This is a genomic window from Streptomyces sp. R44 (assembly GCF_041053105.1).
Taxonomy (GTDB): domain Bacteria; phylum Actinomycetota; class Actinomycetes; order Streptomycetales; family Streptomycetaceae; genus Streptomyces.
This window is the reverse complement of record NZ_CP163444.1, coordinates 7063743-7089420: the sequence shown is the minus strand read 5'-3', so window position 1 is coordinate 7089420 and position 25678 is coordinate 7063743. Positions and strand designations below refer to the sequence as shown.

The window sequence follows — 25678 nt, the reverse complement described above, 5'->3', positions numbered from 1 at the left end:
GGCCGTGGATCTCACCCTGCTCTACCGGGGCCCGCTCTCCTCCTGCGATTTCGACTGCCCGTACTGTCCCTTCGCCAAGCGCCGGGACAGCCGGGAGCAGCTGCGCGCGGACCGGGCGGCGCTGGAACGGTTCACCGGCTGGGCCGCGGCGCAGACCGGGGACCGGCTGCGGATCCTCTTCACCCCGTGGGGCGAGGGCCTGGTCCGCTCCTGGTACCGGCGGGCGCTGGTCGAGCTGTCGCGGCTCCCCCAGGTGGAGCGGGTGGCGATCCAGACCAATCTGAGCTGCCGGACGGAGTGGCTGGCCGAGGCGGACCCGGAGAGCGTGGCGCTCTGGTGCACGTACCACCCGGGGCAGACTCCGTACGAGCGGTTCCTCACGAAGTGCCGGGAGCTCACCCGGCGGAACGTCCGCTACAGCGTCGGGGTGGTCGGTCTTCCGGAGCACCGGGAGGAGGCCCGCCGGCTGCGGGCGGCGCTGCCGCCGCACGTCTACCTCTGGGTGAACGCGGCCGAGGGCCACACGTACACCGACGCGGAGGCCGAGGGCTGGACGGAGCTCGACCCGCTGTTCCCGTACAGCCGGCATCCGCACCGCTCGGCGGGGCTGCCCTGCCGCACCGGTGAATCGGTGATCTCGGTGGACGGCGAGGGGACGGTGCGGCGCTGCCACTTCGTCAGGGCCGAGCTGGGGAACCTGTACGACGGCTCGTACCGTGCCGCCCTGCGTCCCCGCGCCTGCCCCCTCGCCGTCTGCGACTGCCACATCGGCTACGTCCACCTGGAGACGCTGCCGCTGTACGACGTGTTCGCCGGCGGGGTCCTGGAGCGGATCCCCGCCGCCGTACCGTCCGCTACAGGGGCATGAGGTCGGGGCGCTTGGCCTCGACGTGGTCGCCGGAGCTCTCGCCGCGCAGCCGGCGCCCGATCCACGGCACCAGGTACTCCCTGGCCCAGTGGATGTCGTCGCGGCGCACCTCGAGCGTGCCGCGCGGCGGGACCGGCGGCCAGGGCTGGTCGGGGTCGGCGGGCACCGGCATGCCGAGGACCTGGGCGGCGCGCAGGGCGACGCGGGTGTGTCCCTCGGGCGAGAGGTGCAGCCGGTCGTCGTCCCAGGCACGGCGGTCCTGGACGGACTTCAGCGACCACAGGTCGAGGACCGGGCAGTCGTAGCGGTCCGCGATGGCCCGGACGTGTCCGTTGTACGTGGCGATCTTGCCGCGCAGGTGCTTGAGCAGGGTCACGTCACGGGTGTCGAAGCCGGTGGTCACCATGACGGTGCCGACGGCGGAGGTGAGGTCGGCGACGGCGCGCTCGAAGCGCTCGGCCACCTCGTCGGGGTCCGTCCCGGGGCGGATGATGTCGTTGCCGCCTGCGCAGAAGGTCACCAGGTCGGGGGCGAGTTCCTTCGCCCGGGGGACCTGTTCCGCCACGATCTGGTCGAGAAGGCGCCCGCGTACGGCCAGGTTGGCGTAGCGGAAGTCGTCGTGCTCCGGCAGCTGGTCGGCGAGCAGGACCGCGAAGCGGTCCGCCCAGCCGACGTACGTCCCGTCGGGCCCGGGGTCTCCGACGCCCTCGGTGAAGCTGTCACCGATCGCCGCGTACGACCCGAATGCGTTCTTGTCTGTTGATCTCGAATCGTCTGCCACGGGAGCACATTTTTCCCCTTCGGGTGTGACCTACGCGACCGTAAGGAGGGGTTGACGCCGGGTGACATATGCCACCGATAAAGATTCCGCCAAGCCGGAATACGCCGGAAGCCCGGCACGTACGTGCCGGGCTCCCTGATGACGAGGGCATGTTGACGTGGGGTCAGATGCTCACGCCGTGCGACCGCAGCGCGGCCAGCGGGTCGATGTCGGAGCCGTACTCCGGCCCGGTGCGCATCTCGAAGTGCAGGTGCGGGCCGGTCACGTTGCCGGTCGCGCCGGAGAGGCCGATCTGCTCGCCGCCGGTGACGGTCTGGCCGGCGGAGACGGAGATCGAGGAGAGGTGGGCGTACTGCGAGAAGGTGCCGTCGGCGTGCTGGATGACGACCTGGTTGCCGTACGCGCCGCCGTCGCCGGCGGAGTAGACGGTGCCGGGGCCGACCGCGACGACGGTGGTGCCGGTGGAGGCGATGAAGTCGACACCGGTGTGGTAGCCGGAGGACCACATGGAGCCCGCGGCGCGGTACGGGGTGCTGATGCCGCCGCTGACCGGGGCGACCCAGCCGGAGGAGGAGGTCGTGCCGGCCGACGAGGAGGACGACGAAGAGGAGGAGGTGGTCGCGGCGGCCGGGGCCGAGGAGCGCTCGCTGCCGCGGGAGGCGCGCTGGGTGTCGCCGTTCTTGCCGGCGCTCTGCGTGCTCTTGTGCGTGGCCTTCGGGTGGGCCTTCCCGGTGCCCTTGGCGCCGAGGGTGAGCTTCATGCCGGGCAGGATCAGCGAGGGGTTCTCGCCGATGACCTGGCGGTTGTCCTGGTAGAGCTTCTGCCAGCCGCCGACGAGGTGGTGCTCGGCGGCGATCTTCGACAGGTAGTCGCCTCGGACGACGGAGTACGTCTTCGGCGCGGCCTTCGCCTGGACGGCGGGCGCGGCCTTCGTCTGGGCGACGGCGTGGACGGGAGCGGCGGCCGGGGCGGCCTGCTCGGCGGCGTGGGCGCCGGTGGCTCCGAGGAGCGGGAGGGCGACGACGGCGCCGCCGGTGCCGGCGGCGGCGATGCCACGGGTCAGGCGGTTGACCTTGGGGCGGCGGTGCTTACCCTTCGCGGGCATGGCGAATTCCTCTCCGTCGCCTGCGAGGTGAGCTGTCGGGTTCGGACTGGAGATGTCCGGCCGCGTTCTCACGCGACTTCACCCCGAGCCGTCCTTCTTCGAGGGATCGGCGTACTTACCTGGGTCCCCCGCTCCTGCCTTGTACGGGTGAGTGCGGATTCCGGGCGGTGGCAGGATTCGGCGGTCCGACCGGAGTGAGCGCGACGCTAGACGAGGGGGGTCGGCGTGAACAAGCCACGATTTTCAAGTGCTCGCGAATCGCGTGATATCCGGCCTGATATCCGGTCACCCTCCGTGGATGACGGCCCCTCGATCTCCTTTTCCCGGGGGGTATTTGGAAAAGACGATCAGGCACGGTCCGTCACGGTTATGACGCTGCTCACGCGCCGATCCCCATCTCCCCTGCAACCGGGGCGGGTTACCCCGAACACCTCAATACGGACAGATCACCCATTCCCGTCCGAGGGGGTGCGTGTTCCGGCCCCCACCCGAGATGATTGCCCCAGGAACCGATCTACAGAACAGGAGCAGCCGTGACGCAGCAGCTGCCGCAGGTCCCGCCCGCCGAAGCCGACGAGCCCGAGCTGACGGAGGTCCGCAACTTCCGGGACGTGGGTGGCCTGCCGACGACGGACGGGCGCGCCGTCCGCGCCGGCCGCCTCTTCCGCAGCGGCCACCTCGCGCACGCGACGGAGGACGACGCCGCCTTCCTCGCCTCGCTGGGCCTGCACACCGTCTTCGACTTCCGGAACGAGGCGGACCGGAAGTACGAGGGCACGGACGTCGAGCTGCCCGGCGTGCGGAACGTGAACATACCGTTCAGCGACCCGGCCGACGGCAAGGAGTTCTGGCGACTGGTGCGCGAGGGCGAGATCACGCAGCTGCGGGAGATCCTCGGCGACGGCAAGGCGGCCGCCCGGATGTCCGATTCGTACCGCAGGAACGTGCTGGAGCGGACCGCGGAGCACAGCCGGCTTCTGCACTCCATGGCCGAGGAGAGCGTCCCGGCCCTGCTGCACTGCGCGGCCGGCAAGGACCGGGCCGGGGTCGCCATCGCGATCACCCTGCTCGCGGTCGGGGTCGAGCGGGAGGCCATCGAGGCCGACTACGTGAAGTCGAACGCCCCGCACCGCCGCTACAACCTGCGCCGCAGCTCCACCTCCCCGGACGCGATGTCGCCCGAGGTGATGGAGCTGCTCAGCCCGCTCTTCGACGCGCGGGTGGAGTATCTGCGGGCCGCGTTCGACACGATCGAGACGACCTGGGGATCGGTGGACGCCTATCTCTCCGAGGGCCTGAAGCTGGCCCCGGAGACCCGCGAGCGGCTGCGGGAGCGGTTCCTCACCGAGGCGTAGCCACGGCTACTGGTTCTGCCCGCCCAGCATGAAGAGCAGGTAGAGGAAACCGGCGAAGAGGTGGCCGGCGATCAGATAGGCGAAGAGACGGAGCACGAGCCCCTTGGGGAACTTGCCTTCACCGCGCTCCTCGCCGGTGACCGGTACGGACTTCTCGGACATATCGGTCCTTTCCTGAAGAATCGTCATGGAGCATCAGCGCCGATGCGGGGTCCCGTCGCCGAGGCACAGCTCGGCGGCGGGGCTCTGCATCAGGGTGTGGACGAAGAGCAGCTCGGCCCCGCCGGGTGTGGCGGCGCCGATCCGGTGCGGGGTGAGCGAGTCGAAGTGCGCGCTGTCCCCGGGATCGAGCACATGGACGGCCTCGCCGAGCGCGAGCCGCACCCGCCCCTCCAGGACGTGGATCCACTCCTCGCCGGGGTGGACGCGCACGATGTCCGCCCGGGTGGCGTACGGCACGTGGACCCGCAGGCACTGGAGGGCGCGCCCGGCACCGCCCGCCTGGCGGTAGATCCAGCCGTCGGCCTCGACGGGCTCGGAGCGGCCGGCCCGGACGACGGGGTCGCGTTCGGGGGGCGTCTCGCCCAGGAGCTCGGAGACCGTCGTACCGTAGATACGGGACAGGACGAGCAGCATCGGCAGCGAGGGCTGCCGGTTGCCGGTCTCCAGGCGCGAGAGGTGGGCCGGCGAGAGACCGGCCCGCTGGGCGGCGGCCTCCAGGGTGAGTCCCCGGCGGCGGCGCAGGGCCCGCAGCTGGGGGGCGACCTCGGGCAGGACGTCGGGGGTGACGGGGTCCGGGGAGGTGTCCCCGGGGACGTGGTCCATGCGTCCATTCCGCCAGGATCATGCCTCTGAGGCAAGTTTCTTGCCTCAGAGGCAAAACCCTTCAGCGAGATCCGGTCAGCGCTGCGCGACCGCCTGCTTGACCAGCGTCTTCCCGAAGTCCCACATCAGCCCGCCGCCGCCGTGGGCGTCGTCCATGACCGCCGTGAAGGCGGTGACGAACCGGTCCACGTCGCCCTCGTCGATGATCAGCGGCGGGATCAGCTTGATCACCTCCAGGTGGTCCCCGGAGACCTGCGTGAGGATCCGGTGCCGCTGGAGCAGCGGGACGACGACCATCTGGGCGAAGAGGCCCTTGCGGGCCGCCTGGAGCATCGTCCAGCGCCCGCGCAGCCCGAGCGAGGAGGGCCGCCCGAACTCGATCCCGATCATCAGGCCGCGCCCGCGGATCTCGTGCAGCAGCTCGTACCGGGGTACGAGCTCCTTCAGCCGGCCCGACAGCAGCTCGCCGATCCGGCGCGCGTGGGCGACGGTGCCCTCGTCCTCCATGACCGAGAGGACGGCGAGCCCGGCGGCCATGGCCTGCGCGTTCGATCCGAAGCTGGCCGAGTGGACCAGGACCCGGTCCATCGACGAGTAGACCTTCTTGAAGATCCAGTCCTTGCCGAGGGTGGCGCCGACCGGCACATAGCCGCCGGAGAGCGCCTTGGCGACGCAGACCAGGTCCGGCTCGACGCCCTCCTCGTGCTGGTAGGCGTAGAAGTCGCCGGTCCTGCCGAGGCCCGTCTGCACCTCGTCCGCGATGAGCAGCGCGCCGTGCCGGTGAAGCAGCTCCTGGGCACCCCTGAGGAAGCCCGGCGGTGCCTCGTGGACGCCCTTGCCCTGGATGGGCTCGACGACGAAGGCGGCCACGTCGCCCTTCCGCAGCTCCCGCTCCAGCGCCCCGAGATCACCCAGCGGGATCGCCGTGTCCGGCAGGAGCGGGTCGAAGCCCTCCCGGAAGCCCTGCTCGCCGTTGACGGAGAGGGAGCCGGTGGTGAGCCCGTGGAAGGCGTGGTGGCAGTAGAGGACCCTCGGCCGCCCGGTGGCGTACCGGGCGAACTTGAGGGCGGTCTCCACGGCCTCGGTGCCGCTGTTGCCGAAGAAGACCCGGTCGAGGTGCGGGCTGTGGGCGAGCAGCCGCTCGGCGAGGAGTCCCGGCAGCGGCTGGCAGTCGAAGCGGGTGAGGTCGGCGAGCTGGGCGTCCAGGACGTCGTGGAGGGCCTTGCGGACGACGGGGTGGTGCCGTCCGAGGCCCATCACGCCGAAACCGGCGAGCATGTCGAGGTGGTCGACGCCGTCGGCGTCCCAGAAGTGGGCGCCCTCGGCCCGCTCGTAGACCTTGTCGAAGCCGATGGTGTGCAGCATGCGGGGCAGCTGGTGGTTGAGGTACTTGGCGTGCAGCTCGTACCGCTCCGCGCCGCGCTCGGAGAGCAGCGCCCGCAGGTCGAACCCGCCGGTCATGACGTGGTGTTCCCGGAGACCGTCTCACGGATCGCGCGCAGGGACTCCTTGAGGGAACCCATGGTGGCGAGGACGGCGGTGGGCTCGTAGCCGCAGTGCGCCATGCAGTTGGCGCAGCGCGGGTCCTTGCCCCGGCCGTACTTGTCCCAGTCGGTGTCCTCGACGAGTTCGCGGTACGTGGGGACGTATCCGTCGCTCATCAGATAGCAGGGGCGCTGCCAGCCGAAGAGCGAGTAGTTGGGAATGGCCCAGGCGGTGCAGGGGAAGTCCGCCTTTCCTTCCAGGAAATCCAGGAAGAGCGGCGAGTGGTTGAGGCGCCAGCGGCGCCGGTTGCCGCCGGCGAAGGCCTTCTTGAAGAGTTCGCGGGTCTGCTCGACGCCGAGGAAGTGCTCCTGGTCGGGAGCCTTCTCATAGGCGTAGGCGGGCGAGATCATCATTTCGTCGACCTGGAGGTCGTCGTTGAGGAAATTGAGCACCTCGATGATGGTCTGCGGGGTGTCGGTGTTGAAGAAGGTCGAATTGGTGGTGACCCGGAAGCCGCGCCGCTTGGCCTCCTTGATGGCCGCCACCGCCTCGTCGAACACGCCCTCCTTGGCGACGGACTCGTCGTGCCGCTCGCGCAGCCCGTCGATGTGGACGGCGAAGGCGAAGTACGGGGAGGGGGTGAACTTCTCCAGCTTCTTGCGCAGCAGCAGGGCGTTGGTGCAGAGGAAGACGTACTTCCGCCGGGCCACCAACTGGCGCACGATCTCGTCGATCTGAGGGTGCATCAGGGGCTCGCCGCCCGCGATGGAGACCATGGGGGCGCCGGACTCCAGGACCGCGCCGACCGCCTGGGCGACCGGCATGCGCTGCTTGAGGACACCCGCCGGGTGCTGGATCTTTCCGCAACCCTCGCACTTGAGGTTGCAGGCGTAGAGCGGCTCCAGCTCGACGATCAGCGGGAACTTGTCCCGCTTGCGGAGCTTCTGTTCGAAGAGGTAGGTCCCGACCCGGATGGACTGACGGAGCGGCATGGCCATAACTCGTTCACCTCCTGGGGAGCAGCAAAGAACGGTGCCATTCGAAGAACGCGGGAAGGACGGCACGAAGAACACGGAAGGCTGATATTCCCCCGCGTACCGTGCCGATCCGGACCAGTTCATGTTCCGGAGCGTCCACGACCACCCGGACGGCCGCAACCGGACGCGCGTCCGGGCCCTCCCCGAACGCTCCGGCGGCCCGGGCGGTACGGAGCGTGGCGGCGGACTCCATGTCGACGGCGATCGCGCCGCCGGCCCGCAGCGCGGCCCGCTCGGGGCCACGGACCACGTGGTCGGAGCCGATCAGCGGCCCGGTGTGGACGGCGCGCCCGGGCACCGCCTTGACCAGGGCCTTCACCAGGAGCTCGGTCCCGGCGCAGAGGGTCGTACCGTCGGGGGCGCGGGTCTCGTCGGCGACGATCAGGTCGCCCGGGTGCATGCCGGGGGCGAGGCCCGCGCAGAAGCCGGAGGCGATCACCGCGGCGTCCCGCCAGGGCTCCTCGCCGAGCAGGCGGGACACGGCCCGCCCGGCCCGTTCGGGTCCCATGCCGGTGCGCAGCACGGTGACGGGTCCCGGCGCGCCGCCCCGGTCCCCGCTGCGCAGGGCGAACTGCTCGATGCCGAGCGCGCAGGCGATCAGCAGCGGCGGACCGGCGCCCGGGCCGGGCTCGCGGCCCATCAGTCCTCCTTGCGCGGCGAGGGCTCCCCGTACACATAGCGCCCGAGCGCCGTGAGCGGGAACACCTGCCGGTAGAGGTGGTAGTTGATGGAGAAGTCCCAGGGGAAGCCGGTGCCGGTGAACTGCGGCTCGTCCCAGGAGCCGTCCTCCCGCTGGGCCGCGGCCAGCCAGGCGACGCCCCGCCGGACGGGCTCGGATTCACGCTCCCCCGCGGCGAGGAGGGCGATCAGGGCCCAGGCGGTCTGGGAGGCGGTGGAGGTGCCGTGCCCGATCCACTGCTTCTCGGAGTACGAGTGGAGGTCCTCGCCCCAGCCGCCGTCCTCGTTCTGCACGGAGCCGAGCCAGTCGACGGCCCGGCGGATCGCGGGGTGGGAGGCGGGCAGTCCGGCGGCGGCGAGCGCGGGGACCACCGAGCCCGTGCCGTACACGTGGTTGACGCCCCAGCGGCCGAACCAGGCGCCGTGCGGCTCCTGTTCGGCGAGCAGCCACTCGATGCCCCGGCGGGCGCGCGGGTCCTGGGCCATCCCCTCGTAGGCGAGCATCTCCACCACGTGGGCGGTGACGTCGGCGGAGGGCGGGTCGATCACCTCGCCGAAGTCGCAGAACGGCAGCTTGTTGGGAAAGACGCTGGTGTTGTCGGCGTCGAAGGCTCCCCAGGCGCCGTTCTTCGACTGCATGCCGAGGGTCCAGCGGGTGCCGCGCGCGATGGCCGCCTCCACCCGGGCCGGGTCGGGGTGGTCCACCCGGCGCAGGGCGAGCAGGACCTCGGCGGTGTCGTCGATGTCGGGGTAGTTGTCGTTGTGGAACTCGAACGCCCAGCCGCCCGGCGGGAGTCCGGGCCGGCGCACCGCCCAGTCCCCGGTGCGGGTGATCTCCTCGTCGAGCATCCAGTCCACGGCCTTCACGAGCGCCGGGTGGTCGGGCCGGAGCCCGGCGTCGGCGAGGGCGATGGTGGCGAGGCAGGTGTCCCAGACGGGCGACTGGCAGGCCTCGATCATCCGCGAGCCGTCCTCGCGCCACACGGCGAAGCGGTCGAGGGATTCCAGGCCGGCCCGCATGACCGGGTGCCGGAGGTCGTAGCCGAGGAGGTGGAGGGCGATGACCGAGTAGACGGCGGGGGGCTGGATACCGCCCCAGCAGCCGTCGTTCTCCTGCCGCTCGACGATCCACCGGGCGGCGACGTTCATCGCCGTCGTGCGCACCCCGCGCGGGGCGAAGCGGTGGTAGACGTGCAGCGCCTTGTCGAGCCGCTGGAAGATCCCGTCCCAGCCGGTGGCGGGGGCGAGCGGCCGGGGCGGGTTCGGCCGCGCCGGGTCGGTGTGCAGTTCGTCGAGGGGGAAGGGCGCGGGCCGGACCGGGCGCTTCGCGGAGACGACGGTGAGCGGCACGATCGTCTGCCGGGCCCAGCAGCCGAAGTCGTAGATGTTGAGCGGGAACCACTTCGGCAGGAAGAGCAGCTCCGGTGGCAGCTCGGGCAGGTCCTCCCAGCGCCACCAGCCGAAGAGGGCCAGCCAGATGCGGGTGAAGACCCGGGTGGCGGCGATCCCGCCGGCGGCGCGGACCCAGGCGGAGGCGCGGGCCATGTGCGGGGCCTCGGGCGGGTCTCCGGCGAGCCGCAGGGCCACATACGCCTCGACGGTGGCGGAGAGCTCGCCCGGTCCGCCGTAGAAGGTGGCCCAGGCGCCGTCCTCACGCTGCTCGCGGCGGATGTGGAGGGCGGCGGCGCGGGTGGTGTCGGCGTCGAGGATGCCCAGGAACTGGCGGAGGAGGAGGTCCTCGGCGTCCATGGTGACGTTGGTCTCCAGGTCGCCCTTCCACCAGCCGGCCGGGTCCTGCCGGGCGAGCAGGTGCTCGACGGCCCGTTCGGCGGCCCGTGCGGCGGTGCCGTCGAGGCCGGACGCGAAGGCGTCGGTGTCGTTCGTCTTGCTGGCCGAGGCCGCCCGGGGGCCCACGGCCCCGGCGCTTCCGTCGGTCGTCGCTGTCATGGCTTCCCCTTTGTGCAGTCGGTTGCTTCTGCTCCTGCGGGTCTGCCGTCGGCCGGCGCCGGGTGGCACCGGCCGGCGACCGCGAACTCATATCAGGGTGATGGTGATCATCTCTTCCGTACGACCACGAAGTCGGCCAGTGCGACGAGCTGGTCCCGCACCCGTGCCGGCATGTCCACCTCGTTCAGCGCCGCGATCGCGATCGCGTGCTGGCGGCGGGCCTCCTGGGAGGTCCACTCGCGTCCTCCGGCCTCCTCGATGAGGGCCGCGCGGGTGGCGAACTCCTCCTCGGAGAAGGTGTCGAAGTCGATGGACTTGGCGTCCGCGGCGAGCAGCTCGCCGAGCCGCTCGGAGGCCGGTCCGCCCGCGGCGAGGGCGGCGACGACCGGGAGGGACTTCTTGCGCTGGCGCAGGTCGCTCCAGGTCTGCTTGCCGGTGGCCTCCGGGTCGCCCCAGATGCCGAGCAGGTCGTCGACGGCCTGGAAGGCGAGGCCGAGGTGGTAGCCGTACTCCTCCAGCTTGTCGGCGGTGCGGTCGTCGGCGCCGCCGAGGACGGCGCCGATGGAGACGGCGCAGGCGAGCAGGGCGCCGGTCTTGTTGCCCTCCATCTCCAGGCACTCCTCGACGGTGACCCGCTCGCGGTGCTCGTAGGAGATGTCCTGGGCCTGCCCGTCGATGAGCTTGCGGCTGGCCGTGGTCAGCCGGCGGGTGGCGCGGCCGGCCTCGACGGTGCCGAGTTCGAGCAGGATCTCGTTGGCGAGGGCGAAGAGGGCGTCGCCAACGAGGATCGCCTGCGCGGGGCCGTGCACCTTCCACACCGTGTCGCGGTGGCGGCGCTGCTCGTCGCCGTCCATCAGGTCGTCGTGGAGCAGCGAGAAGTTGTGCACGAGCTCCACGGCGACGGCGCCGGGGATCCCGACCTCGGGCCCGACACCCGCGGCCTCGGCCGACAGCAGGGCGAGCGCCGGACGGACGGCCTTGCCGCTGTCGGCGTCCGTCGGGTTGCCGTGGGCGTCGATCCAGCCGAAGTGGTAGGCGGCCACGGTGTCCATGGGCGGCGCGAGGCGGTCGACGGCCGCCCGCAGTACGGGGGTGGACAGGGTCCGCCCCCGCTCCAGCAGTGCGGACACGTCCGCGGTGTCGACGGCCGGATTGTCCGGCGGCACTGTCGGCACGGTCTCTCCTCTTGTTCCGGTACTCACACTCATACCGCCTCCTGCAGCGGGTGGTCATGGCGGCGGCCGAGGGCGGAGAGCGCGGCGCCCGCGGCGCTGAAACCACTGCGGACGGCACCCTCCATGGTCGCGGGCCAGCCGGTGGCGGTCCAGGCCCCGGCCAGATACAGCCCCGGGGCCCTGGTCCGGGCGCCGGGCCGGAGCCGGCCGACGCCCGGGGTGGGGGCGAACGTGGCCGTCCGCTCCCTGGTGACGAAGAAGTCGCGGATCCCGGCGCCGCGCGCGGCGGGAAGGAGCCGCTCCAGTTCGGGCAGGTACTTCTCGCGCAGGGCGGCGACGGGTTCGTCGATCTCGTCCTGGGCGGCGGACTGGGAGACCGCGAGGTACTGGCCGCCCACCCGTCGCCCACCGCCACCCTTGTCCGAGGGCCCTTCGGCCCCGCCCCTCAGTAGTCCCGAGGAGTCGGTGCGGTCGAAGACCCACTGCACCGGGGAGCCGAGCGTGGTGAAGAAGGGCTGCCTCAGCACCTTGCGGTCGTAGACGACGTGCAGGTTGAGGATGGGGGCGGTGTCGATGTCGAGGAGCCGGTCGGGGTCGTCGAGGGCGCCCTCGGGCAGCAGGCCGTGGGTCTCGTGCTGCGGGACGGCGAGGACGACGGCGTCGGCCTCGATCCGTTCCCCCGGTACGTCGACGGCCCAACGCCCGTCGTCGGTACGGGAGATCCGCTCGGCCTTGGTGCGCAGCGCGGTGCGGACGCCGAGGGCGTCGAGCTCCTTCGCGGCGCGGGTGTCGTGGAGTTCGCCGAGCGGGACGTGGGCCCAGCCGATGTCGGCGGCGCCGGGCTCGGAGAGGAGTCCGGTCTTGAACACCATCGCGGCGAGCCCCATGGAGGCCTGCGGGGCGGGGGCGTTGAGGGTGGGGATGCCGACGAGGTCCCAGAGTGCCTCGACGGCCCGCGGGGACTGTCCGTGGCGGCCGAGCCAGGTGGCGAAGTCGATGCCGTCGAGCGCCGGGTCGGCGGGGTCGAGCTTCTTCAGGGCGAGCGCGGCCCGGCCGACGGAGGCGCGCTCGGCGAGGGAGAGGTGCGGGTACGTGGCGAGGCTGCGCGCGAGGTGCAGCGGTACGGGGAGATTGTCGCGGCGGAGCCGGCCGAGCCGGGGGCCGCGCGGGTGCGCGACGTCGAGGACGGGGACGTCGAGGCGGTCCTGGAGGGGTGCGAGCCGGGCGCCGTCGACCCGGTCGAGGAACCAGCGGTAGGCGGTGCAGCAGCGCAGGTAGACGTGCTGGCCGTTGTCGACGGTCAGGTCGCCGCGCCGGAAGGAGAAGGCGAGGCCGCCGAGCCGGGGCCGGCCTTCGAGCAGGGTGACGCGGACGCCGCTCTCGGCGAGCTGGAGCGCGGCGGTGATCCCGGCGAGTCCGCCGCCGACGACGACGGCGGTGGGCTGCCGGCCGGTGCCGGGGACGTGCCCGGTGCCGGGTGCGGCCGGCGGGGTGTCGTGCTCGGTTCCTTCGGGGTTCACGCGGCCTCCGTTCGGGTCGTCGTGGTCGGATTCGGGGGCACCTCGGGCAGGGACGCCGGAACGGCGCCCGGGGTTGCCCGGCGGGCGGCGGCGCGCGGGCGCATCAGGCGCGCCTCCTGACGGTGCGGCGGGCGATGTGGCGGGTGTCGAGGCCGGAGAGGCCGCGCACCGCGACGTACGCCTTCTCGCGGCCCGGCAGGGAGACGCGGCCGCGCAGGACGGCCTCGGGGTCGCGCTCGATCCGGTCGAGGAGGCGCCGGTAGATGCCGGCCATGGCGGCGACGCACGCGCCGCTGCGCCGGTCGAGCATGGGCAGGAGCCGGTAGCCCTCGGCGAACAGGGCGCGGGCGCGCCGCACTTCGAAGTGGACGAGCCCGGCGAAGTCGCCCCCGGGGGGCATCGTCTCGCTGCCGAAGCCGTCGGAGCAGCCGAACTTGGCGAGGTCGTCGGCGGGCAGATAGGTGCGCCCGTTCCCGGCGTCCTCGCGTACGTCCCTGAGGATGTTGGTGAGTTGGAGAGCGAGGCCCAGGGTGTCGGCGTACTCGGGTGCCCGGTCGGCGCCCTGGGCGCCGGGCTGGGTGCCGAAGACGCCGAGGGAGAGCCGGCCGATCGCGCCGGCGACGCAGCGGCAGTAGACCTTGAGGTCGTCCCAGGTCTCGTAGGTCGCGCCGCGCACGTCCATGAGGACGCCGTCGATGAGCTCGTCGAGGCCGCCGAGCGGGATCGGGAAGCGGCGGGCGGAGTCGGCGAGGGCGACGGCGACGGGGTCGGTGTCGTCCTCCTCGACGAGGCCCTTGCGGATGCGCTCGAGGATGTCCCGGGTGGCTTCGAGCCGCTCCCGCTTCTCCTCGGGCGGGAGCGTGCCGTCGCCGATGTCGTCGACGCGCCGCGAGAAGGCGTACAGCGCGGACATCGCCTGTCGCTTCTCGGCCGGGAGCAGCCGGATCCCGTAGGCGAAGTTGCGGGCCTGCTGTCCGGTGACCGCCTCGCAGTAGCTGTAGGCGGCCTGGACCGGTGCGGACGGCTGGTGCTGTGCCTCCACGGTCGCGCTCACCCCTCTCTCCGCGCCCGGAGCAGTACGGCTCCCGCCTGGCGCATCAGGCTCGGCTTGGTGGACTTCGGTGGGCCGGCCAGCACGTCGTATCCGGCGTCGGTGACGGCGTCGAGCGCGGCGAGTCCGCCGGCGGTGAACCCGGCGAGGAGGAGGCGGAGCCGTCCGTGGACGCTGCCGACGAGCGGGGTGCCCGCGTGCAGGAGTGCGCGGGCCCGCTCGGCCTCGAAGGCGATCAGGGCCCGCACGGAGGCGCCGGCGGTGGGCGCGGCGAGGTCGCGCTCGGTGACGTGGAAGCGCTTGAGGTCCTCGGCCGGCAGGTAGATCCGGTCGCGGGCGAGGTCCTCGGCGACGTCCTGGAGGTGCTCGACGATCTGCAGGGCGGTGCAGATCTCGTCGGAGCGGCGGATCCGCTCGGGGGTGTCGGTGCCGGTGATCGCGAGGACGAGCCGGCCGACGGTGTTGGCGGAGAGCTCGCAGTACGCGAGGAGGTCGTCGTACGTCTCGTAGCGGCGGACCAGCTGGTCCTGCCGGTTGGCGGCGATCAGGCCGAGGAAGGGCCCGGGGGTGAGCCCGCGCCGGCGCACGGTCGGCTGGAGCGCGCGCAGCAGGGGGTGGTGCGGGGTGGAGTCGAAGACCCGGTGGAGGTCGGCCTCGAAGGCGTCGAGGAGGACGAGCCGGTCCGCCGCGTCCGCGGGGTCGACGCCGAGGTGGCGGGCGTCGGCGCCGCCGGGCGCGAGGTCGCCGTCGCCGATGTCGTCGACGAGCCGGGCGAAGCCGTAGACGGCCATGAGGTCGTCGCGCCAGGCGCGGGGCAGGAAGAAGGGGGCCACGGGGAAGTTCTCGTCCGCGGCCTTGCCGAGTGTGGCGCGCGAGGAGGCGTCGGTGCGCGCCTGCCGGGTCTCCGTCACTGGGCGGTTCCCGACGGAGGGACGGCGACACCCTCGTGGAGCTGGAGAATCTGCGTCATGGCCGTCACGTCTCCCGTTCTACACTGCCGATCCAATCCATCCTATTTCGGACACGCCGCCGACCCCTGCCCGTAGGGCCGCCACCCGGGGGCCCGATGGCCGCGGGGTATCGCCCTACTTGCCGCGAAACAGACCGGTCCAGCTTACGTTGTACGACGACCTTCGCCATTCCGGGGTGGCGGACATCGCACCCCTCGCCCGTACGATCCCTCAACGGACCTTCCCCGCAAGGGAGTTCGGGTTCAGTCGGCGGTCGTCCCGGAGACCACCATGGCGAGGGTCGCCTCGACGACGACGCTCCTGCCCTGGGCGGAGAGACGGCGAAGGGGCCCGTCCACCAGGAGGAGTGACAGTCCGTGCACGGCCGACCACGCGGCGGCGCCGGTGGCGGGGCGGGCGCCGGGCCGCGCGGTGCCGAGCGCCGTGAGCGCTTCGAGCGCCTCCCTGAGCAGGGTGAACGCGCGGATCTCGGGCTCGGCCGGCGGCCGGTCCGGCCCGGGCTCCCCCGCCGCGCCGGGGCGGGGGACGCAGAACGCGGCCCGGTAGAGGCCGGGCTGCTCCACGGCGAAGCCGACGTACCCCCGGCAGAGGGCGGTGACCCGGCGCTCGGCGGCGAGGACGGGGTCGTCCGCGCCGGGTTCGCGGGCGGCGGCCCGCTCCATGGACGCGGCGAGCTCCCGGCGGGCATGGGCCCGGACGGTACGGAGGAGTTCGCCGCGCCCGTCGAAGTGACGGTAGGCGGCGGTGGGCGAGACGCCGACCCGGCGGGCCGCCTCGCGCAGGACGACCCGCTCGGGGCCGCCTTCGCAGGCGAGGTCGACGGCCGCGCAGATCAGCGCGTTGCGCAGATCGCCGTGGTGGTAGGTCTTTCCCGCCGAGCTCGCTGCCATGGGCTCATCCTGCCCGAAGTTAACCGCATGAACATTCAGGGTGGGGGTCGCGACGCGCGGAAAACGGAAGAACCCCTACCGGATGAAGGAATCCGGTAGGGGCTCTCGGGCGACGGGGCTCAGCGCGCGGTCTCGCGCTCGTACGCCTTGAGGACTTCCTCCGTGGGGCCGTCCATCAGGAGCTGCCCCTTCTCCAGCCAGAGCACCCGGTCACAGGTGTCCCGGATGGACTTGTTGCTGTGGCTCACCAGGAAGACCGTGCCGGCCTCCTTGCGGAGCTCGCGGATGCGCTCCTCGGAGCGGATCTGGAACTTGCGGTCACCGGTGGCGAGGGCCTCGTCGATGAGGAGGACGTCGTGGTTCTTGGCCGCCGCGATGGCGAAGCGGAGCCGGGCGCCCATGCCGGAGGAGTACGTCCGCATGGGAAGGCTGATGAAGTCGCCCTTCTCGTTGATGCCGGAGAAGTCGACGATGCCCTCGTAGCGGTCCTTCACCTCCTCGCGGCTCATGCCCATGGCGAGGCCGCCCAGGATCACGTTGCGCTCGCCGGTGAGGTCGTTCATGAGCGCCGCGTTGACGCCCAGGAGCGAGGGCTGCCCGTCGGTGAAGACGCTGCCGCTCTCGGTGGGGAGCAGACCGGCGATGGCGCGCAGCAGGGTGGACTTGCCGGAGCCGTTGGAGCCGATGAGGCCGATGGCCTCGCCGCGGTAGGCGGTGAAGGTGACGCCGCGGACCGCGTGGACCTTGCGGACGCCCCGGGAGACCTCGGCCTTGCCTCGGCCGACGATCCGGCTGAGCGCCGCCGTGGCGCTGCCCTTGCCGCCGCCACCGGCGTTGACCCGGTAGACGATGTGGACGTCGTCGCAGATGACGGTGGGGACCTTGCCCTGGTTCGTGTCAGCCACGGCCGTACCTCTCCTCGGCCTTCCAGAAGTAGACGAAACCGCCGATGCCGAAGAGCAGGGCCCAGGCGAGCGCGGTGATCCAGACGTGGTCCGGCAGGTTCTGCGCGCCGTAGCCCTCGATGAGGGCGTAACGCATCAGGTCCATGTACACGGCCGCCGGGTTGTACATGAGGATGTCGGCGATCCAGGCCGGCTTGTCGGCGAGCATCGTCTGGATCGAGAACATCACGCCCGACGCGTACATCCAGGTGCGCATGATGAAGGGCATCAGCTGGGCGAGGTCGGGCGTCTTCGCGCCCATCCTGGCCACGATCATGGCGAGGCCCGTGTTGAACACGAACTGCAGGGAGAGCGCCGGGATCACGAGCAGCCAGCGCAGCGAGGGGTAGCTGCCGAAGAAGACGGCGACCGCCACGAGCACGATCATCGAGTACAGCAGCTGCTGGAGCTGCTGGAGCGAGAAGGAGATCGGGAGGGTGGCGCGCGGGAAGTGCAGGGCCCGGACGAGCCCGAGGTTCCCGGAGATCGCCCGGACGCCCGCCATGACCGAGCTCTGGGTGAAGGTGAACACGAAGATGCCGGTGACCAGGAAGGGGATGTAGACCCCCTTGGACATGCCCCGGCCGGCCTGCAGGATGAGCCCGAAGATCAGGTAGTAGACCAGGGCGTTCAGGAGCGGGGTCGCCACCTGCCACACCTGGCCGAGCTTCGCCTGGCTGTACTGGGCGGTGAGCTTCGCGGAGGAGAAGGCCAGGATGAAGTGGCGGCGGCTCCACAGCTCGCGGACGTACTCGCCGAGACCGGGCCGCGCGCCGCTGACCGAGAGGCCGTACTTCGCGGCCAGCGCGGCCGAGGGGAGGCCCTCGTCGACGGACGGAGGCGCGCTCGTCGCGACCGCCCCGCCCTGGTGTGTGTCACTCACAAGTCGAAACTTTCGTGTTCAAGATGCGCGGCACGTCGGGTACCACGATGTCAGACGACCGGGGGGCGACCCAGCCGGGTCAGCCGCCACACCGTACGCCACCTCATGGGGCGGCGAGGTCCGCAGGGGGTCGTCCAGCCCGCGCGGAATCCGCCGAGCCACGCCTTCAGCGCGGAGGGCGAGGGCCGCCGGGCCAGGGTGAGCAGGAGCCAGACGCCGAGATAGACCGGCACCAGGGGTGCGGGCAGATTGCGACGTGCCAGCCACACTCGGTTGCGGGCCACGTTGAAGTGGTACGAGGCGTGCCGTGACGGGGCTGTGGTGGGGTGCAGCAGCACCATGTCGGAACGGTAGTCGATCATCCAGTCGGCGTCGAGCGCGCGCCAGGCGAGGTCGGTCTCCTCGTGCGCGTAGAAGAACTCGTCCGGCAGACCTCCGACTTCGGCGAAGACCTTGGTGCGGACGGCGTTGGCGCCGCCGAGGAAGGTGGTCACCCGCGAGGAGCGCATCGGGTCGGCCGAGCGGAGCCGGGGCACGTGCCGGCGCTGGGTGACCCCGGTCTCCGGATCGGCGATCCGGAAGCTGATGATGCCGAGGCGCGGGTCGGCGGTGAAGGCCTGCCGGACCAGCTCGGCGGTGTCGGTGTGGGCGAGCAGCCCGTCGTCGTCGAGGAAGAGCAGGACGTCGACGTCGGTGCCGCCGGGTCCGAAGGCCTCGATGCCGACGTTCCGGCCGCCGGGGATGCCGAGGTTCTCGGGCAGGTCGACGGTCCGGACCCAGTCGGGCACCCCGGTGACCGGGGTGCCCTGACCGACGACGACGACCTCGACCGGGTCGCCCTCCTGCTTCGCGATCGAGTCGATGAGCGCGCGCAGGTCGTCGGGGCGGGTGCCCATCGTGATGACGACGGCACCCACCCTGAGCGGCGTACTCACGGCCGGCCTCACTTCAGCCTGCTGGAGACCATGATCGACACCAGGTGCAGCACGGTCTGGAGCAGGGCGATGCCGGCGAGGACGGCGACACCGAGCCGGGAGAAGAAGAGGTCTCCCCTGGCCTGGTCCGCGATCGCCAGGACCACGATGAGCAGCGAGGCCTCGATGCCGAGGACGAGCCGGTGGAACTTGAGCGCGGCGGCGGCCCGGCGGGCGAGCGCCATGCCGGAGGAGCGCGGCTCGGAAGCGGCCTCCTTGACCGGCGGCAGACCGCCCTGGTGGCGGGCGACGCCGACGAGGTCGGTCTCGGCCTTGATCAGGATGGCGCCGAGGGCGGCGAGCGTGCCCAGGAAGGCCCACAGCCAGTCGATCCGTCCCGAGCCCCACAGGTCGGCGGCGCGCAGGCCGAAGCCGACGAGGACGGCCGCGTCGCACAGATAGGCGCCGACCCGGTCCAGATAGACCCCGGCCAGCGAGTACTGCTTCTTCCAGCGGGCCACCTCGCCGTCGACGCAGTCGAGCAGCAGGTAGAGCTGGACCATGAGCGCGCCGAGCAGCGCCCCCGGGATCCCGGGCACGAGCAGGGCGGGTGCGGCGAGGACGCCCGCGAGCGTCATGACGTACGTGAGCTGGTTCGGCGTCACCTTGGTGCCGACGAGCTGCCGGGTGATCCTGAGGGAGATCTCCCGCATGTACAGCCGGCCGCCCCAGTGCTCACCGCTCCGCCGGTCCTTCACACCCGGCGGGTGGACGACCGGGCGGAGTTCCGCCACCGAGGGCTTCCGCACAGGACGGACCTCAGCTACCGATGGATTTGGCATAGTCGGCGTACGCGTCCCTGATCTCGTCGTCGGACAGGTCGAGGTGTTCGAGGATGGTGAAGCGGCCCGGCCGGGTCTGCGGGGCGAAGGACACCGCCCGGACGAACTCGTCCACGGTGAAGCCCATCTCCTCCGGCAGGACGGGCAGCCCGTGCCGGCGCAGGGTCTCGACCATCAGCGCGGACGCGTCGCGGTCGCCGCGCAGGTGCATGGCGAAGGCCGCGCCGAGACCGCACTGCTCGCCGTGGCTGGCGGCGCGGGCCGGGAAGAGCAGGTCGAAGGCGTGGCTGATCTCGTGGCAGGCGCCCGAGGAAGGACGGCTGTCACCGCTGATCGACATGGCGATGCCGGACATCACCAGACCCTCGGAGAGCGTGACGAGGAAGTCGTCGTCGCCGACGCCGCCGGGGTGGCGGAGCACGGCCTCTCCGGCGCTGCGGGCCATGGCGGCCGCGAGGCCGTCGACCTTCTCGCCGGTCTCGCGGTGCGAGAGCTCCCAGTCCGCGATGGCGGACAGGTTGGAGATCGCGTCGCCGATGCCGGAGCGGACGTACCGCACCGGGGCGTCCCGGATCACGTCGAGGTCGATGACCAGCGCGATCGGGGTGGGCACCCCGTAGGAGCCGCGCCCGTTGTCGTTGTCCAGGGTGGAGATCGGCGAGCAGATCCCGTCGTGCGACAGGTTGGTGGCGATGGCCACCAGCGGCAGCCCGACCCGGGCCGCCGCGTACTTGGTCACGTCGATGATCTTGCCGCCGCCGAGGGCGACCACGGCGTCGTACCGCTTGCCGCGCATGGCGTCGGCGAGCTTGACGGCCTCGTCGATCGTGCCGCCCGCGACCGGGTACCAGTCGGCGCCGGGCAGCTCGGGGGCGAAGTGGTCACGCAGCTTGAGGCCCGAGCCGCCGCTGATGGCGACGGCGATCTTGCCGTTGCTGGAGATCCGCTGGTCCGCGAGGAGCGCGGACAGGTCGTCCAGCGCTCCCCGGCGGATGTCGACGACGACCGGCGAAGGGATCAGCCGGGTCAGTACTGGCACGCGATCTCACGGCCCTTCGCGAGGTCGTCGTGGTTGTCGATCTCGACCCACTTGACGTCACCGATGGGCTCGATGTCGACGGTGAAGCCGCGGTTGACGAGCTCCTGGTAGCCGTCCTCGTAGTAGAGGTCGGGGTCGCGCTCGAAGGTCGCCTTGAGCGCGTCCGCGAGCTCCTCGGCGGCCTCGGCCTCGATGAGGGTGACACCGATGTACTCGCCGGTGGCGGTGGCCGGGTCCATCAGCTTGGTGATGCGCTCGACGCCCTTGCCCTCGGCGACGATGACCTTCATCTCCTCGTCGGCGAGGTTCTTCACCGTGTCGAGGGCGAGGATGATCTTCTTGCCGTCGCCGCGGGCGGCGAGCAGGGTCTTCTCGACGGAGACCGGGTGGACGGTGTCGCCGTTGGCGAGGATCACACCGCGCTTGAGGACCTCACGGGCGCACCACAGGGAGTAGGCGTTGTTCCACTCCTCGGCCTTGTCGTTGTCGATGAGGGTCAGCTTGAGGCCGTACGTGGCCTCCAGGGCGTCCTTGCGGTCGTAGACGGCCTCCTTGCGGTAGCCGACGACGATCGCGACCTCGGTGAGGCCGATCTCGGCGAAGTTCTTCAGCGTGAGGTCGAGGATGGTGGTGTCGCCGTCGACAGGCACGAGGGCCTTCGGAAGGGTGTCGGTGTAGGGGCGCAGACGCCGTCCGGCACCGGCTGCCAGTACGAGGCCGATCATGCTGTTTCTCCTTCGTCGTGAACGGCGGGTGCTCCGGAGGAGACCCAGAAGCGGATGGACTCCACGAGCACCACCAGCGCGACGGCGACCGCCATCGCGGTCAGTGCCAGGGTGAAGTCGTCGCCGCGGTCCGCCAGCAGGGCGGCGAGGACGGTCACCAGGAGCGTGCGCCCCTCGTGTCCGCCGGTGACGCGCACCAGCCAGGCGGGCGGCGCGCCGGTGCCGCCGCGAATGCGGTACACCGTGTCGTAGTGATGGTAGGCGACGGCCGCGACCAGCCCGAATGCGGCGGGGAGGGCGTGGGCGGCGTCCGCCTTGGCCGCGAGGATGAGCACGGTGCCGTACTCGGCGGCGCGGAAGACGGGCGGTACGAGCCAGTCGAGGGCGCCCTTCAGGGGCTTGGCGACCGCGCTGCCGCTCGTCAGGACGTAGACGATCGCCGCGGAGACCGTGATCCAGGAGCCGAACGGCTCCACCCATGCGGTGGCGAGCAGGAGGGCGGCTCCTGCCACGGCGAACGGGAGGCGCATCGGGTGGTGCTTCCACACCCGGCCCACCAGCTCGGCCAGCGGCCCCGAGTCCGCGAGGTCCGCCAGGGCCTGGGCCGCGCGGTCCGTGCGCTTGGCCTTGCGGGTCAGGGAGCGCAGGACGCGGCCGGCCGTGGTGTAGCAGGCGCCGAAGGCGCAGCCGATGATCAGGGCCCAGAAGACGATCCGGGGGCTGGTGGCGGCGGTGAGGACGGCGATCATCGCCCAGCGCTCGCCGATCGGCAGGATGATCATGCGGCGGGCCCAGACCGTCCAGCCGACGCTGTCCAGCTTGCTGGAGAGGGCGGCGGTCGGGCTGGTGTTGGCCGTGGCGTCGTGGTTGGCCTCGTTGAAGGAGAAGTCCACGACGTGCCGGCAGGTCATGAGGACCATCGCGCCGAGCGCGAGCGCCCATACGTCGTCACCGTCGCGGGCGGCGCCGAGGGCGAGGCCCGCGTAGAAGGCGTACTCCTTGGCCCGGTCGAAGGTGGCGTCGAGCCAGGCGCCCATCGTCGAGTACTTGAGCGCGTAGCGGGCGAGCTGCCCGTCCGTGCAGTCGAGGACGAAGGAGACCAGGAGCAGGACGCCGGCGGCGATGTAGCCGCCCCGTTCGCCGGTGGCCGCGCAGCCGGCCGCGATCAGCGCGGTGAGCAGCGAGGCGGTGGTGACCTGGTTGGGGGTGAGGCCGCGGCGCGCGCACCAGCGGGCGATGTAGCGCGAGTACGGGCTGATGAAGAAGGTGGTGAAGAAGCCGTCGTGCGCCTTGACTGCGGAGCGCAGGCGTACGGCCTCGTCGTCGACGGCCTCGACGGCGGCGCGGGCCTCGTGGCGGGCCTCGGCGTCGGTGGGCACGGTGGCGACGAGGGTGCCGAGCTGGGGCCGGTGCACGGCGACGCTCTCGGCGTCGAGTGCCTCGGCGAGCGCGTCGGTGAGGCCGTCGGTGAGCGTGCCGGTGCCTGCGGCCCCGGAGGTCGCGGAGACGGTGGCCAGGGCGCGGGCGAGCGCGGGGCGGGCCTCGCGCTGCGCGGTGAGCGCGCCGGGGGCGGCGGCCGCGGGGAAACGGGGGTCGGTCAGGGTGAGGCGCAGCGCGTGCAGATGACCGACGAACCGGGGGTCGACGAGCGCGACGCGCTCACCCGCCGGGACGGCGGCGAGCAGGGCACCGGTCTCCTCGGCGCCGGAGGCGATCCGGACGTCGAAGCCGAGCGACCGCAGATCGCCGTCGAGCGAGGATCCGGGTACCGGCGGGCCGGTGAGGATGGCGGTCGACAGACGAACTCACTCCTTGAAGCTGACGGAGGGGCCGGCGGGGCCATGGCGGCTCCGGGCGCGGCGGTGTGGCCCGGCACCGGGCGGCGACACGTCGGCTGAGGCTATCGGATGAACGGAATCGAGTTCACCGAGGCTTCGCCGCCCGGACTCCCCCGGGACCGACCGTGTCCGTCCGGGTGCGCCGCGTACTGCGGAGATCATCATGGGCGATCGGCGGCCCGCCCCACAAACCCGCTCCGGCAGGCCGGCGGCCCCGACTCTCCGTTTGGGTGTTGTCGCAGGTCAGAGCATATGACAACGGTGTTCAGTACCGTGTTGCACATACCCCCCACCCGTAGTTCACTTGCGAATCGGGGCACACAAGAGACACGACCGGGAGGCCTTGTCATGGGGGCTGGACACGACCACGGGCACAGCCACGGCGGCCCGCCGCCGACGGGTACGGCGGCCGCCGGGTACCGGAACCGACTGCGGATCGCGCTCGGCATCACGCTCTCCGTGATGGTGATCGAGATCATCGGCGGTCTGGCCGCCGACTCGCTCGCGCTGATCGCCGACGCGGCCCACATGGCGACCGACGCCGTCGGCCTCGCGATGGCGCTCCTCGCGATCCACTTCGCGAACCGGCCGCCCTCGGGGAACCGCACCTTCGGGTACGCCCGGGCCGAGATCCTGGCGGCGCTCGCCAACTGTCTGCTGCTGCTCGTCGTCGGCGGTTACGTGCTGTACGAGGCGATCCAGCGGTTCATCGAGCCGGCCGAGACCAAGGGCGGGCTCGCGATCGCGTTCGCGGTGATCGGCCTGGTGGCCAACGTCATCTCGCTGTCGCTGCTCATGCGGGGCCAGAAGGAGAGCCTCAACGTGCGCGGGGCCTATCTGGAGGTGCTCGCGGACGCGCTGGGTTCGGTCACCGTGATCGTCGCGGCCGGGATCATCCTGGCGACGGGCTGGCAGTACGCCGACCCGATCGCCTCGATCGTGATCGGTCTGATGATCGTGCCGCGGACCCTCAAGCTTCTGCGCGAGACCCTCGACGTGCTCCTGGAGGCGGCCCCCAAGGGCGTCGACATGGCGGAGGTGCGGGCGCACATCCTGGCCCTGCCGGGCGTCGAGGACGTGCACGACCTGCACGCCTGGACGATCACCTCGGGGATGCCGGTGCTCTCGGCGCACGTGGTCGTCGACCAGGACGCGCTGGACTCGGTCGGGCACGAGAAGATGCTGCACGCCCTCCAGGGCTGCCTGGGCTCGCACTTCGACGTGGAGCACTGCACCTTCCAGCTGGAGCCGGCCGGGCACGCGGAACACGAGGCGAGGCTCTGCCTCTGACGCTCCGGAGGGCCGCCTGTTAGTCTGTTCGTACGAACACGTGTGGAGAGGAGCTGAGGTTGATGACCGTCGCGATGGAGGCTGCCCAGTGCGGCAGCGCCCGGTCGTCCCTCAGCCTCCGGGTCTCCGGCTGACCTGATCCCGGTTCTCCCACCGGTCCGTCACGTCGTCGGCCGGGACCCTCTTCACAAAGGGTTTCCCACGTTGTCCGACAACGCTCTGCACGACTCCTTCTTCGCCCTGCACCACGGTCTGCCGCGGCAGGGTCCCGGCTCCGACACCACCACCCGTCGGCTCCTCGCGCTCGCGGGGAGGCTTCCGGAGCGCCCCCGCGTGCTCGACCTGGGCTGCGGCCCCGGCCGCTCCGCGCTGCTCCTGGCCGCCGAGGCGGGCGCCGAGGTGACCGCCGTCGACACCCATGAACCGTTCCTCGCGGAGCTGCGGGAGACCGCCGCCGCCCGCGGGCTCGACGGTGCGATCCACACCCTGAACGCCGACATGGGAGCGCTGCCGTTCCCCGACGGCTCCTTCGACCTGGTCTGGGCGGAGAGCTCGGTCTTCGTCCTCGGCTTCGACCGGGCCCTGGCCGAATGGCGCAGGCTCCTCGCGCCCGGCGGCGTCCTGGTGCTCACCGAGTGCGTCTGGACCACCGCGCAGCCGGGCCCGGCGGCCCGCGCGTTCTGGGAGGACCACTACCGGCTCCGTACGATCGCCGGGAACGCGGCGGCGGCGGTCGAGGCCGGCTACCACGTCCTGGGGACCGTCCCGCAGCCCCAGAGCGACTGGGACGAGTACTACGTCCCCCTCGCGGCGCACGCCGACGCGGCGGACACCACCGTGCCCGGCATGGCCGAGGCGGTGGCCGGAGCCCGCGCCGAGATCGCGCTGCGACGCGAGCACGGCGCCGACTACGGGTACGCCGGATTCGTCCTGCGGCCCGCCGATCCACGCTGGCGCACCCGCCCGGAGACCGCCGCGGACGCGGCGGAGATCCGGCGGGTCGTGGCCACGGCCTTCGGGTCGGAAGCCGAGCCGTCGGCGACGGAGGCCGATCTCGTCGAGGCGCTCCGTCTCGACGAGGCCTGGCTGCCGGGCCTGTCGTACGTGGCCGAGGCCCCGGACGGCACGGTCGCGGCGCACGCGCTGATCACCCGCTGTCTGGTGGACGGCGCCCCCGCGGCCGCGCTCGCCCCGGTCTCGGTGGCTCCCGCCCACCAGCGGACGGGGGCCGGGCAGGCCGTCGTCCGGGCGGTGCTCGACGCGGCCCGGCTGCGCGGCGAGCCGCTCGTGCTCGTCCTGGGCCATCCGGAGTACTACCCACGGTTCGGGTTCGTACGGGCGTCCGAGTATGGAATCCGGCCAGGTTTCGAGGTTCCGGACGAGGCGATGATGGCGCTCGTCCTGGACGGTTCCGTACCCCTTCCGTCGGGCACGCTCGCCTATCCGGCACCTTTCGGGGTGTAGTGCCCGATTGAGCCGCTCCCGCTCCCACCGCACCGGCTGTACTCCGGTGCG

24 protein-coding genes and 1 riboswitch are annotated in these 25678 nt (G+C 71.9%); of the genes, 4 read left to right on the top strand and 20 right to left on the bottom strand.

Annotated elements, in window-relative coordinates; translation table 11 throughout:
- Nucleotides 1-4: 4 nt before the first annotated feature.
- Nucleotides 5-868, top strand: coding sequence for an STM4011 family radical SAM protein (locus AB5J54_RS33160; protein ID WP_369147601.1), 864 nt, complete (start codon nucleotides 5-7; stop codon nucleotides 866-868).
- On the opposite strand, the gene AB5J54_RS33155 is transcribed toward AB5J54_RS33160, so the two are convergent.
- Nucleotides 855-1649 carry an SGNH/GDSL hydrolase family protein gene (locus AB5J54_RS33155; RefSeq protein ID WP_369147600.1) on the bottom strand — a complete coding sequence of 265 codons (795 nt, stop codon included), beginning with the start codon at nucleotides 1647-1649 and terminating at the stop codon, nucleotides 855-857. The genes AB5J54_RS33160 and AB5J54_RS33155 overlap by 14 nt on opposite strands.
- Nucleotides 1650-1812: 163 nt before the next feature.
- Nucleotides 1813-2754: a peptidoglycan DD-metalloendopeptidase family protein gene (locus tag AB5J54_RS33150; RefSeq protein ID WP_369147599.1), complete on the bottom strand. Its 942-nt coding sequence runs from the start codon at nucleotides 2752-2754 to the stop codon at nucleotides 1813-1815.
- A 4-nt stretch (nucleotides 2755-2758) separates the two neighbouring features.
- Nucleotides 2759-2931: riboswitch (cyclic di-AMP (ydaO/yuaA leader) on the bottom strand.
- Between the two features lie 356 nt (nucleotides 2932-3287).
- Here AB5J54_RS33150 and AB5J54_RS33145 point away from each other — a divergent pair.
- Complete coding sequence (locus AB5J54_RS33145; RefSeq protein WP_369147598.1) at nucleotides 3288-4109, top strand: tyrosine-protein phosphatase; 822 nt, start codon at nucleotides 3288-3290, stop codon at nucleotides 4107-4109.
- A gap of 6 nt (nucleotides 4110-4115) precedes the next feature.
- On the opposite strand, the gene AB5J54_RS33140 is transcribed toward AB5J54_RS33145, so the two are convergent.
- The 18 genes from AB5J54_RS33140 to AB5J54_RS33055 all read right to left on the bottom strand — a co-directional run bounded on the left by AB5J54_RS33140 (nucleotide 4116) and on the right by AB5J54_RS33055 (nucleotide 22834).
- On the bottom strand, nucleotides 4116-4271 hold the full coding sequence (locus tag AB5J54_RS33140; protein WP_189803391.1) for a DUF6126 family protein: 156 nt from the start codon (nucleotides 4269-4271) through the stop codon (nucleotides 4116-4118).
- A 33-nt stretch (nucleotides 4272-4304) separates the two neighbouring features.
- Complete coding sequence (locus AB5J54_RS33135; RefSeq protein WP_369147597.1) at nucleotides 4305-4934, bottom strand: helix-turn-helix domain-containing protein; 630 nt, start codon at nucleotides 4932-4934, stop codon at nucleotides 4305-4307.
- A 75-nt stretch (nucleotides 4935-5009) separates the two neighbouring features.
- On the bottom strand, nucleotides 5010-6395 hold the full coding sequence (locus AB5J54_RS33130; protein ID WP_369147596.1) for an aspartate aminotransferase family protein: 1386 nt from the start codon (nucleotides 6393-6395) through the stop codon (nucleotides 5010-5012).
- Nucleotides 6392-7417 carry an adenosyl-hopene transferase HpnH gene (hpnH, locus tag AB5J54_RS33125; RefSeq protein ID WP_093873154.1) on the bottom strand — a complete coding sequence of 342 codons (1026 nt, stop codon included), beginning with the start codon at nucleotides 7415-7417 and terminating at the stop codon, nucleotides 6392-6394. The genes AB5J54_RS33130 and hpnH overlap by 4 nt, the downstream gene beginning before the upstream one ends.
- A 7-nt stretch (nucleotides 7418-7424) precedes the next feature.
- A complete protein-coding gene (locus AB5J54_RS33120) occupies nucleotides 7425-8096 on the bottom strand; it encodes a 1-hydroxy-2-methyl-2-butenyl 4-diphosphate reductase (RefSeq protein WP_369147595.1) in 672 nt (223 codons plus the stop codon).
- The gene (shc, locus tag AB5J54_RS33115; RefSeq protein WP_369147594.1) at nucleotides 8096-10081 is read right to left on the bottom strand and encodes a squalene--hopene cyclase; all 1986 of its coding nucleotides are present in this window, start codon (nucleotides 10079-10081) and stop codon (nucleotides 8096-8098) included. Before shc ends, AB5J54_RS33120 begins: the two co-directional genes overlap by 1 nt.
- A 107-nt stretch (nucleotides 10082-10188) precedes the next feature.
- The gene (locus tag AB5J54_RS33110; protein WP_369147593.1) at nucleotides 10189-11289 is read right to left on the bottom strand and encodes a polyprenyl synthetase family protein; all 1101 of its coding nucleotides are present in this window, start codon (nucleotides 11287-11289) and stop codon (nucleotides 10189-10191) included.
- A complete protein-coding gene (hpnE, locus tag AB5J54_RS33105; protein WP_369149539.1) occupies nucleotides 11286-12662 on the bottom strand; it encodes a hydroxysqualene dehydroxylase HpnE in 1377 nt (458 codons plus the stop codon). The genes AB5J54_RS33110 and hpnE overlap by 4 nt, the downstream gene beginning before the upstream one ends.
- 217 nt (nucleotides 12663-12879) lie before the next feature.
- A complete protein-coding gene (gene hpnD, locus AB5J54_RS33100; protein WP_369147592.1) occupies nucleotides 12880-13830 on the bottom strand; it encodes a presqualene diphosphate synthase HpnD in 951 nt (316 codons plus the stop codon).
- Nucleotides 13827-14738: a squalene synthase HpnC gene (hpnC, locus tag AB5J54_RS33095; protein WP_369147591.1), complete on the bottom strand. Its 912-nt coding sequence runs from the start codon at nucleotides 14736-14738 to the stop codon at nucleotides 13827-13829. The genes hpnD and hpnC overlap by 4 nt, the downstream gene beginning before the upstream one ends.
- Before the next feature lie 302 nt (nucleotides 14739-15040).
- Complete coding sequence (locus AB5J54_RS33090; RefSeq protein WP_369147590.1) at nucleotides 15041-15688, bottom strand: TetR/AcrR family transcriptional regulator; 648 nt, start codon at nucleotides 15686-15688, stop codon at nucleotides 15041-15043.
- Nucleotides 15689-15807: 119 nt separating this feature from the next.
- Nucleotides 15808-16593, bottom strand: a complete 786-nt coding sequence (locus AB5J54_RS33085; RefSeq protein WP_369147589.1) for an ABC transporter ATP-binding protein — start codon at nucleotides 16591-16593, stop codon at nucleotides 15808-15810.
- Nucleotides 16586-17515, bottom strand: coding sequence for an ABC transporter permease (locus tag AB5J54_RS33080; protein WP_369147588.1), 930 nt, complete (start codon nucleotides 17513-17515; stop codon nucleotides 16586-16588). The genes AB5J54_RS33085 and AB5J54_RS33080 overlap by 8 nt, the downstream gene beginning before the upstream one ends.
- Before the next feature lie 50 nt (nucleotides 17516-17565).
- Nucleotides 17566-18411 (bottom strand): glycosyltransferase family 2 protein, encoded by an 846-nt coding sequence (locus AB5J54_RS33075; RefSeq protein ID WP_369149537.1) that lies wholly within the window; start codon nucleotides 18409-18411, stop codon nucleotides 17566-17568.
- 47 nt (nucleotides 18412-18458) lie between these two features.
- Nucleotides 18459-19238: a CDP-alcohol phosphatidyltransferase family protein gene (locus AB5J54_RS33070; protein ID WP_351186364.1), complete on the bottom strand. Its 780-nt coding sequence runs from the start codon at nucleotides 19236-19238 to the stop codon at nucleotides 18459-18461.
- Between the two features lie 10 nt (nucleotides 19239-19248).
- Entirely contained in the window at nucleotides 19249-20310 is a 1062-nt protein-coding gene (locus AB5J54_RS33065) for an iron-containing alcohol dehydrogenase family protein (RefSeq protein ID WP_369147587.1), read from the bottom strand.
- The gene (locus tag AB5J54_RS33060; RefSeq protein WP_369147586.1) at nucleotides 20298-21035 is read right to left on the bottom strand and encodes a sugar phosphate nucleotidyltransferase; all 738 of its coding nucleotides are present in this window, start codon (nucleotides 21033-21035) and stop codon (nucleotides 20298-20300) included. Before AB5J54_RS33060 ends, AB5J54_RS33065 begins: the two co-directional genes overlap by 13 nt.
- Nucleotides 21032-22834, bottom strand: a complete 1803-nt coding sequence (locus AB5J54_RS33055) for a DUF5941 domain-containing protein (RefSeq protein WP_369149535.1) — start codon at nucleotides 22832-22834, stop codon at nucleotides 21032-21034. Before AB5J54_RS33055 ends, AB5J54_RS33060 begins: the two co-directional genes overlap by 4 nt.
- Before the next feature lie 387 nt (nucleotides 22835-23221).
- Here AB5J54_RS33055 and AB5J54_RS33050 point away from each other — a divergent pair, with 387 nt between their 5' ends.
- Complete coding sequence (locus AB5J54_RS33050) at nucleotides 23222-24163, top strand: cation diffusion facilitator family transporter (protein WP_369147585.1); 942 nt, start codon at nucleotides 23222-23224, stop codon at nucleotides 24161-24163.
- A gap of 204 nt (nucleotides 24164-24367) precedes the next feature.
- A complete protein-coding gene (locus tag AB5J54_RS33045; RefSeq protein WP_369147584.1) occupies nucleotides 24368-25627 on the top strand; it encodes a GNAT family N-acetyltransferase in 1260 nt (419 codons plus the stop codon).
- Nucleotides 25628-25678: the final 51 nt, after the last annotated feature.

Bases quoted from the DNA above. Each gene is read 5' to 3' on its own strand.
- AB5J54_RS33150 (WP_369147599.1), bottom strand. From the start codon at position 2,754: ATGCCCGCGAAGGGTAAGCACCGCCGCCCCAAGGTCAACCGCCTGACC.
- AB5J54_RS33140 (WP_189803391.1), bottom strand. From the start codon at position 4,271: ATGTCCGAGAAGTCCGTACCGGTCACCGGCGAGGAGCGCGGTGAAGGC.
- AB5J54_RS33135 (WP_369147597.1), bottom strand. From the start codon at position 4,934: ATGGACCACGTCCCCGGGGACACCTCCCCGGACCCCGTCACCCCCGAC.
- AB5J54_RS33130 (WP_369147596.1), bottom strand. From the start codon at position 6,395: ATGACCGGCGGGTTCGACCTGCGGGCGCTGCTCTCCGAGCGCGGCGCG.
- hpnH (WP_093873154.1), bottom strand. From the start codon at position 7,417: ATGGCCATGCCGCTCCGTCAGTCCATCCGGGTCGGGACCTACCTCTTC.
- AB5J54_RS33120 (WP_369147595.1), bottom strand. From the start codon at position 8,096: ATGGGCCGCGAGCCCGGCCCGGGCGCCGGTCCGCCGCTGCTGATCGCC.
- shc (WP_369147594.1), bottom strand. From the start codon at position 10,081: ATGACAGCGACGACCGACGGAAGCGCCGGGGCCGTGGGCCCCCGGGCG.
- AB5J54_RS33110 (WP_369147593.1), bottom strand. From the start codon at position 11,289: ATGAGTGTGAGTACCGGAACAAGAGGAGAGACCGTGCCGACAGTGCCG.
- AB5J54_RS33090 (WP_369147590.1), bottom strand. From the start codon at position 15,688: ATGGCAGCGAGCTCGGCGGGAAAGACCTACCACCACGGCGATCTGCGC.
- AB5J54_RS33075 (WP_369149537.1), bottom strand. From the start codon at position 18,411: ATGGGCACCCGCCCCGACGACCTGCGCGCGCTCATCGACTCGATCGCG.
- AB5J54_RS33060 (WP_369147586.1), bottom strand. From the start codon at position 21,035: ATGATCGGCCTCGTACTGGCAGCCGGTGCCGGACGGCGTCTGCGCCCC.
- AB5J54_RS33050 (WP_369147585.1), top strand. From the start codon at position 23,222: ATGGGGGCTGGACACGACCACGGGCACAGCCACGGCGGCCCGCCGCCG.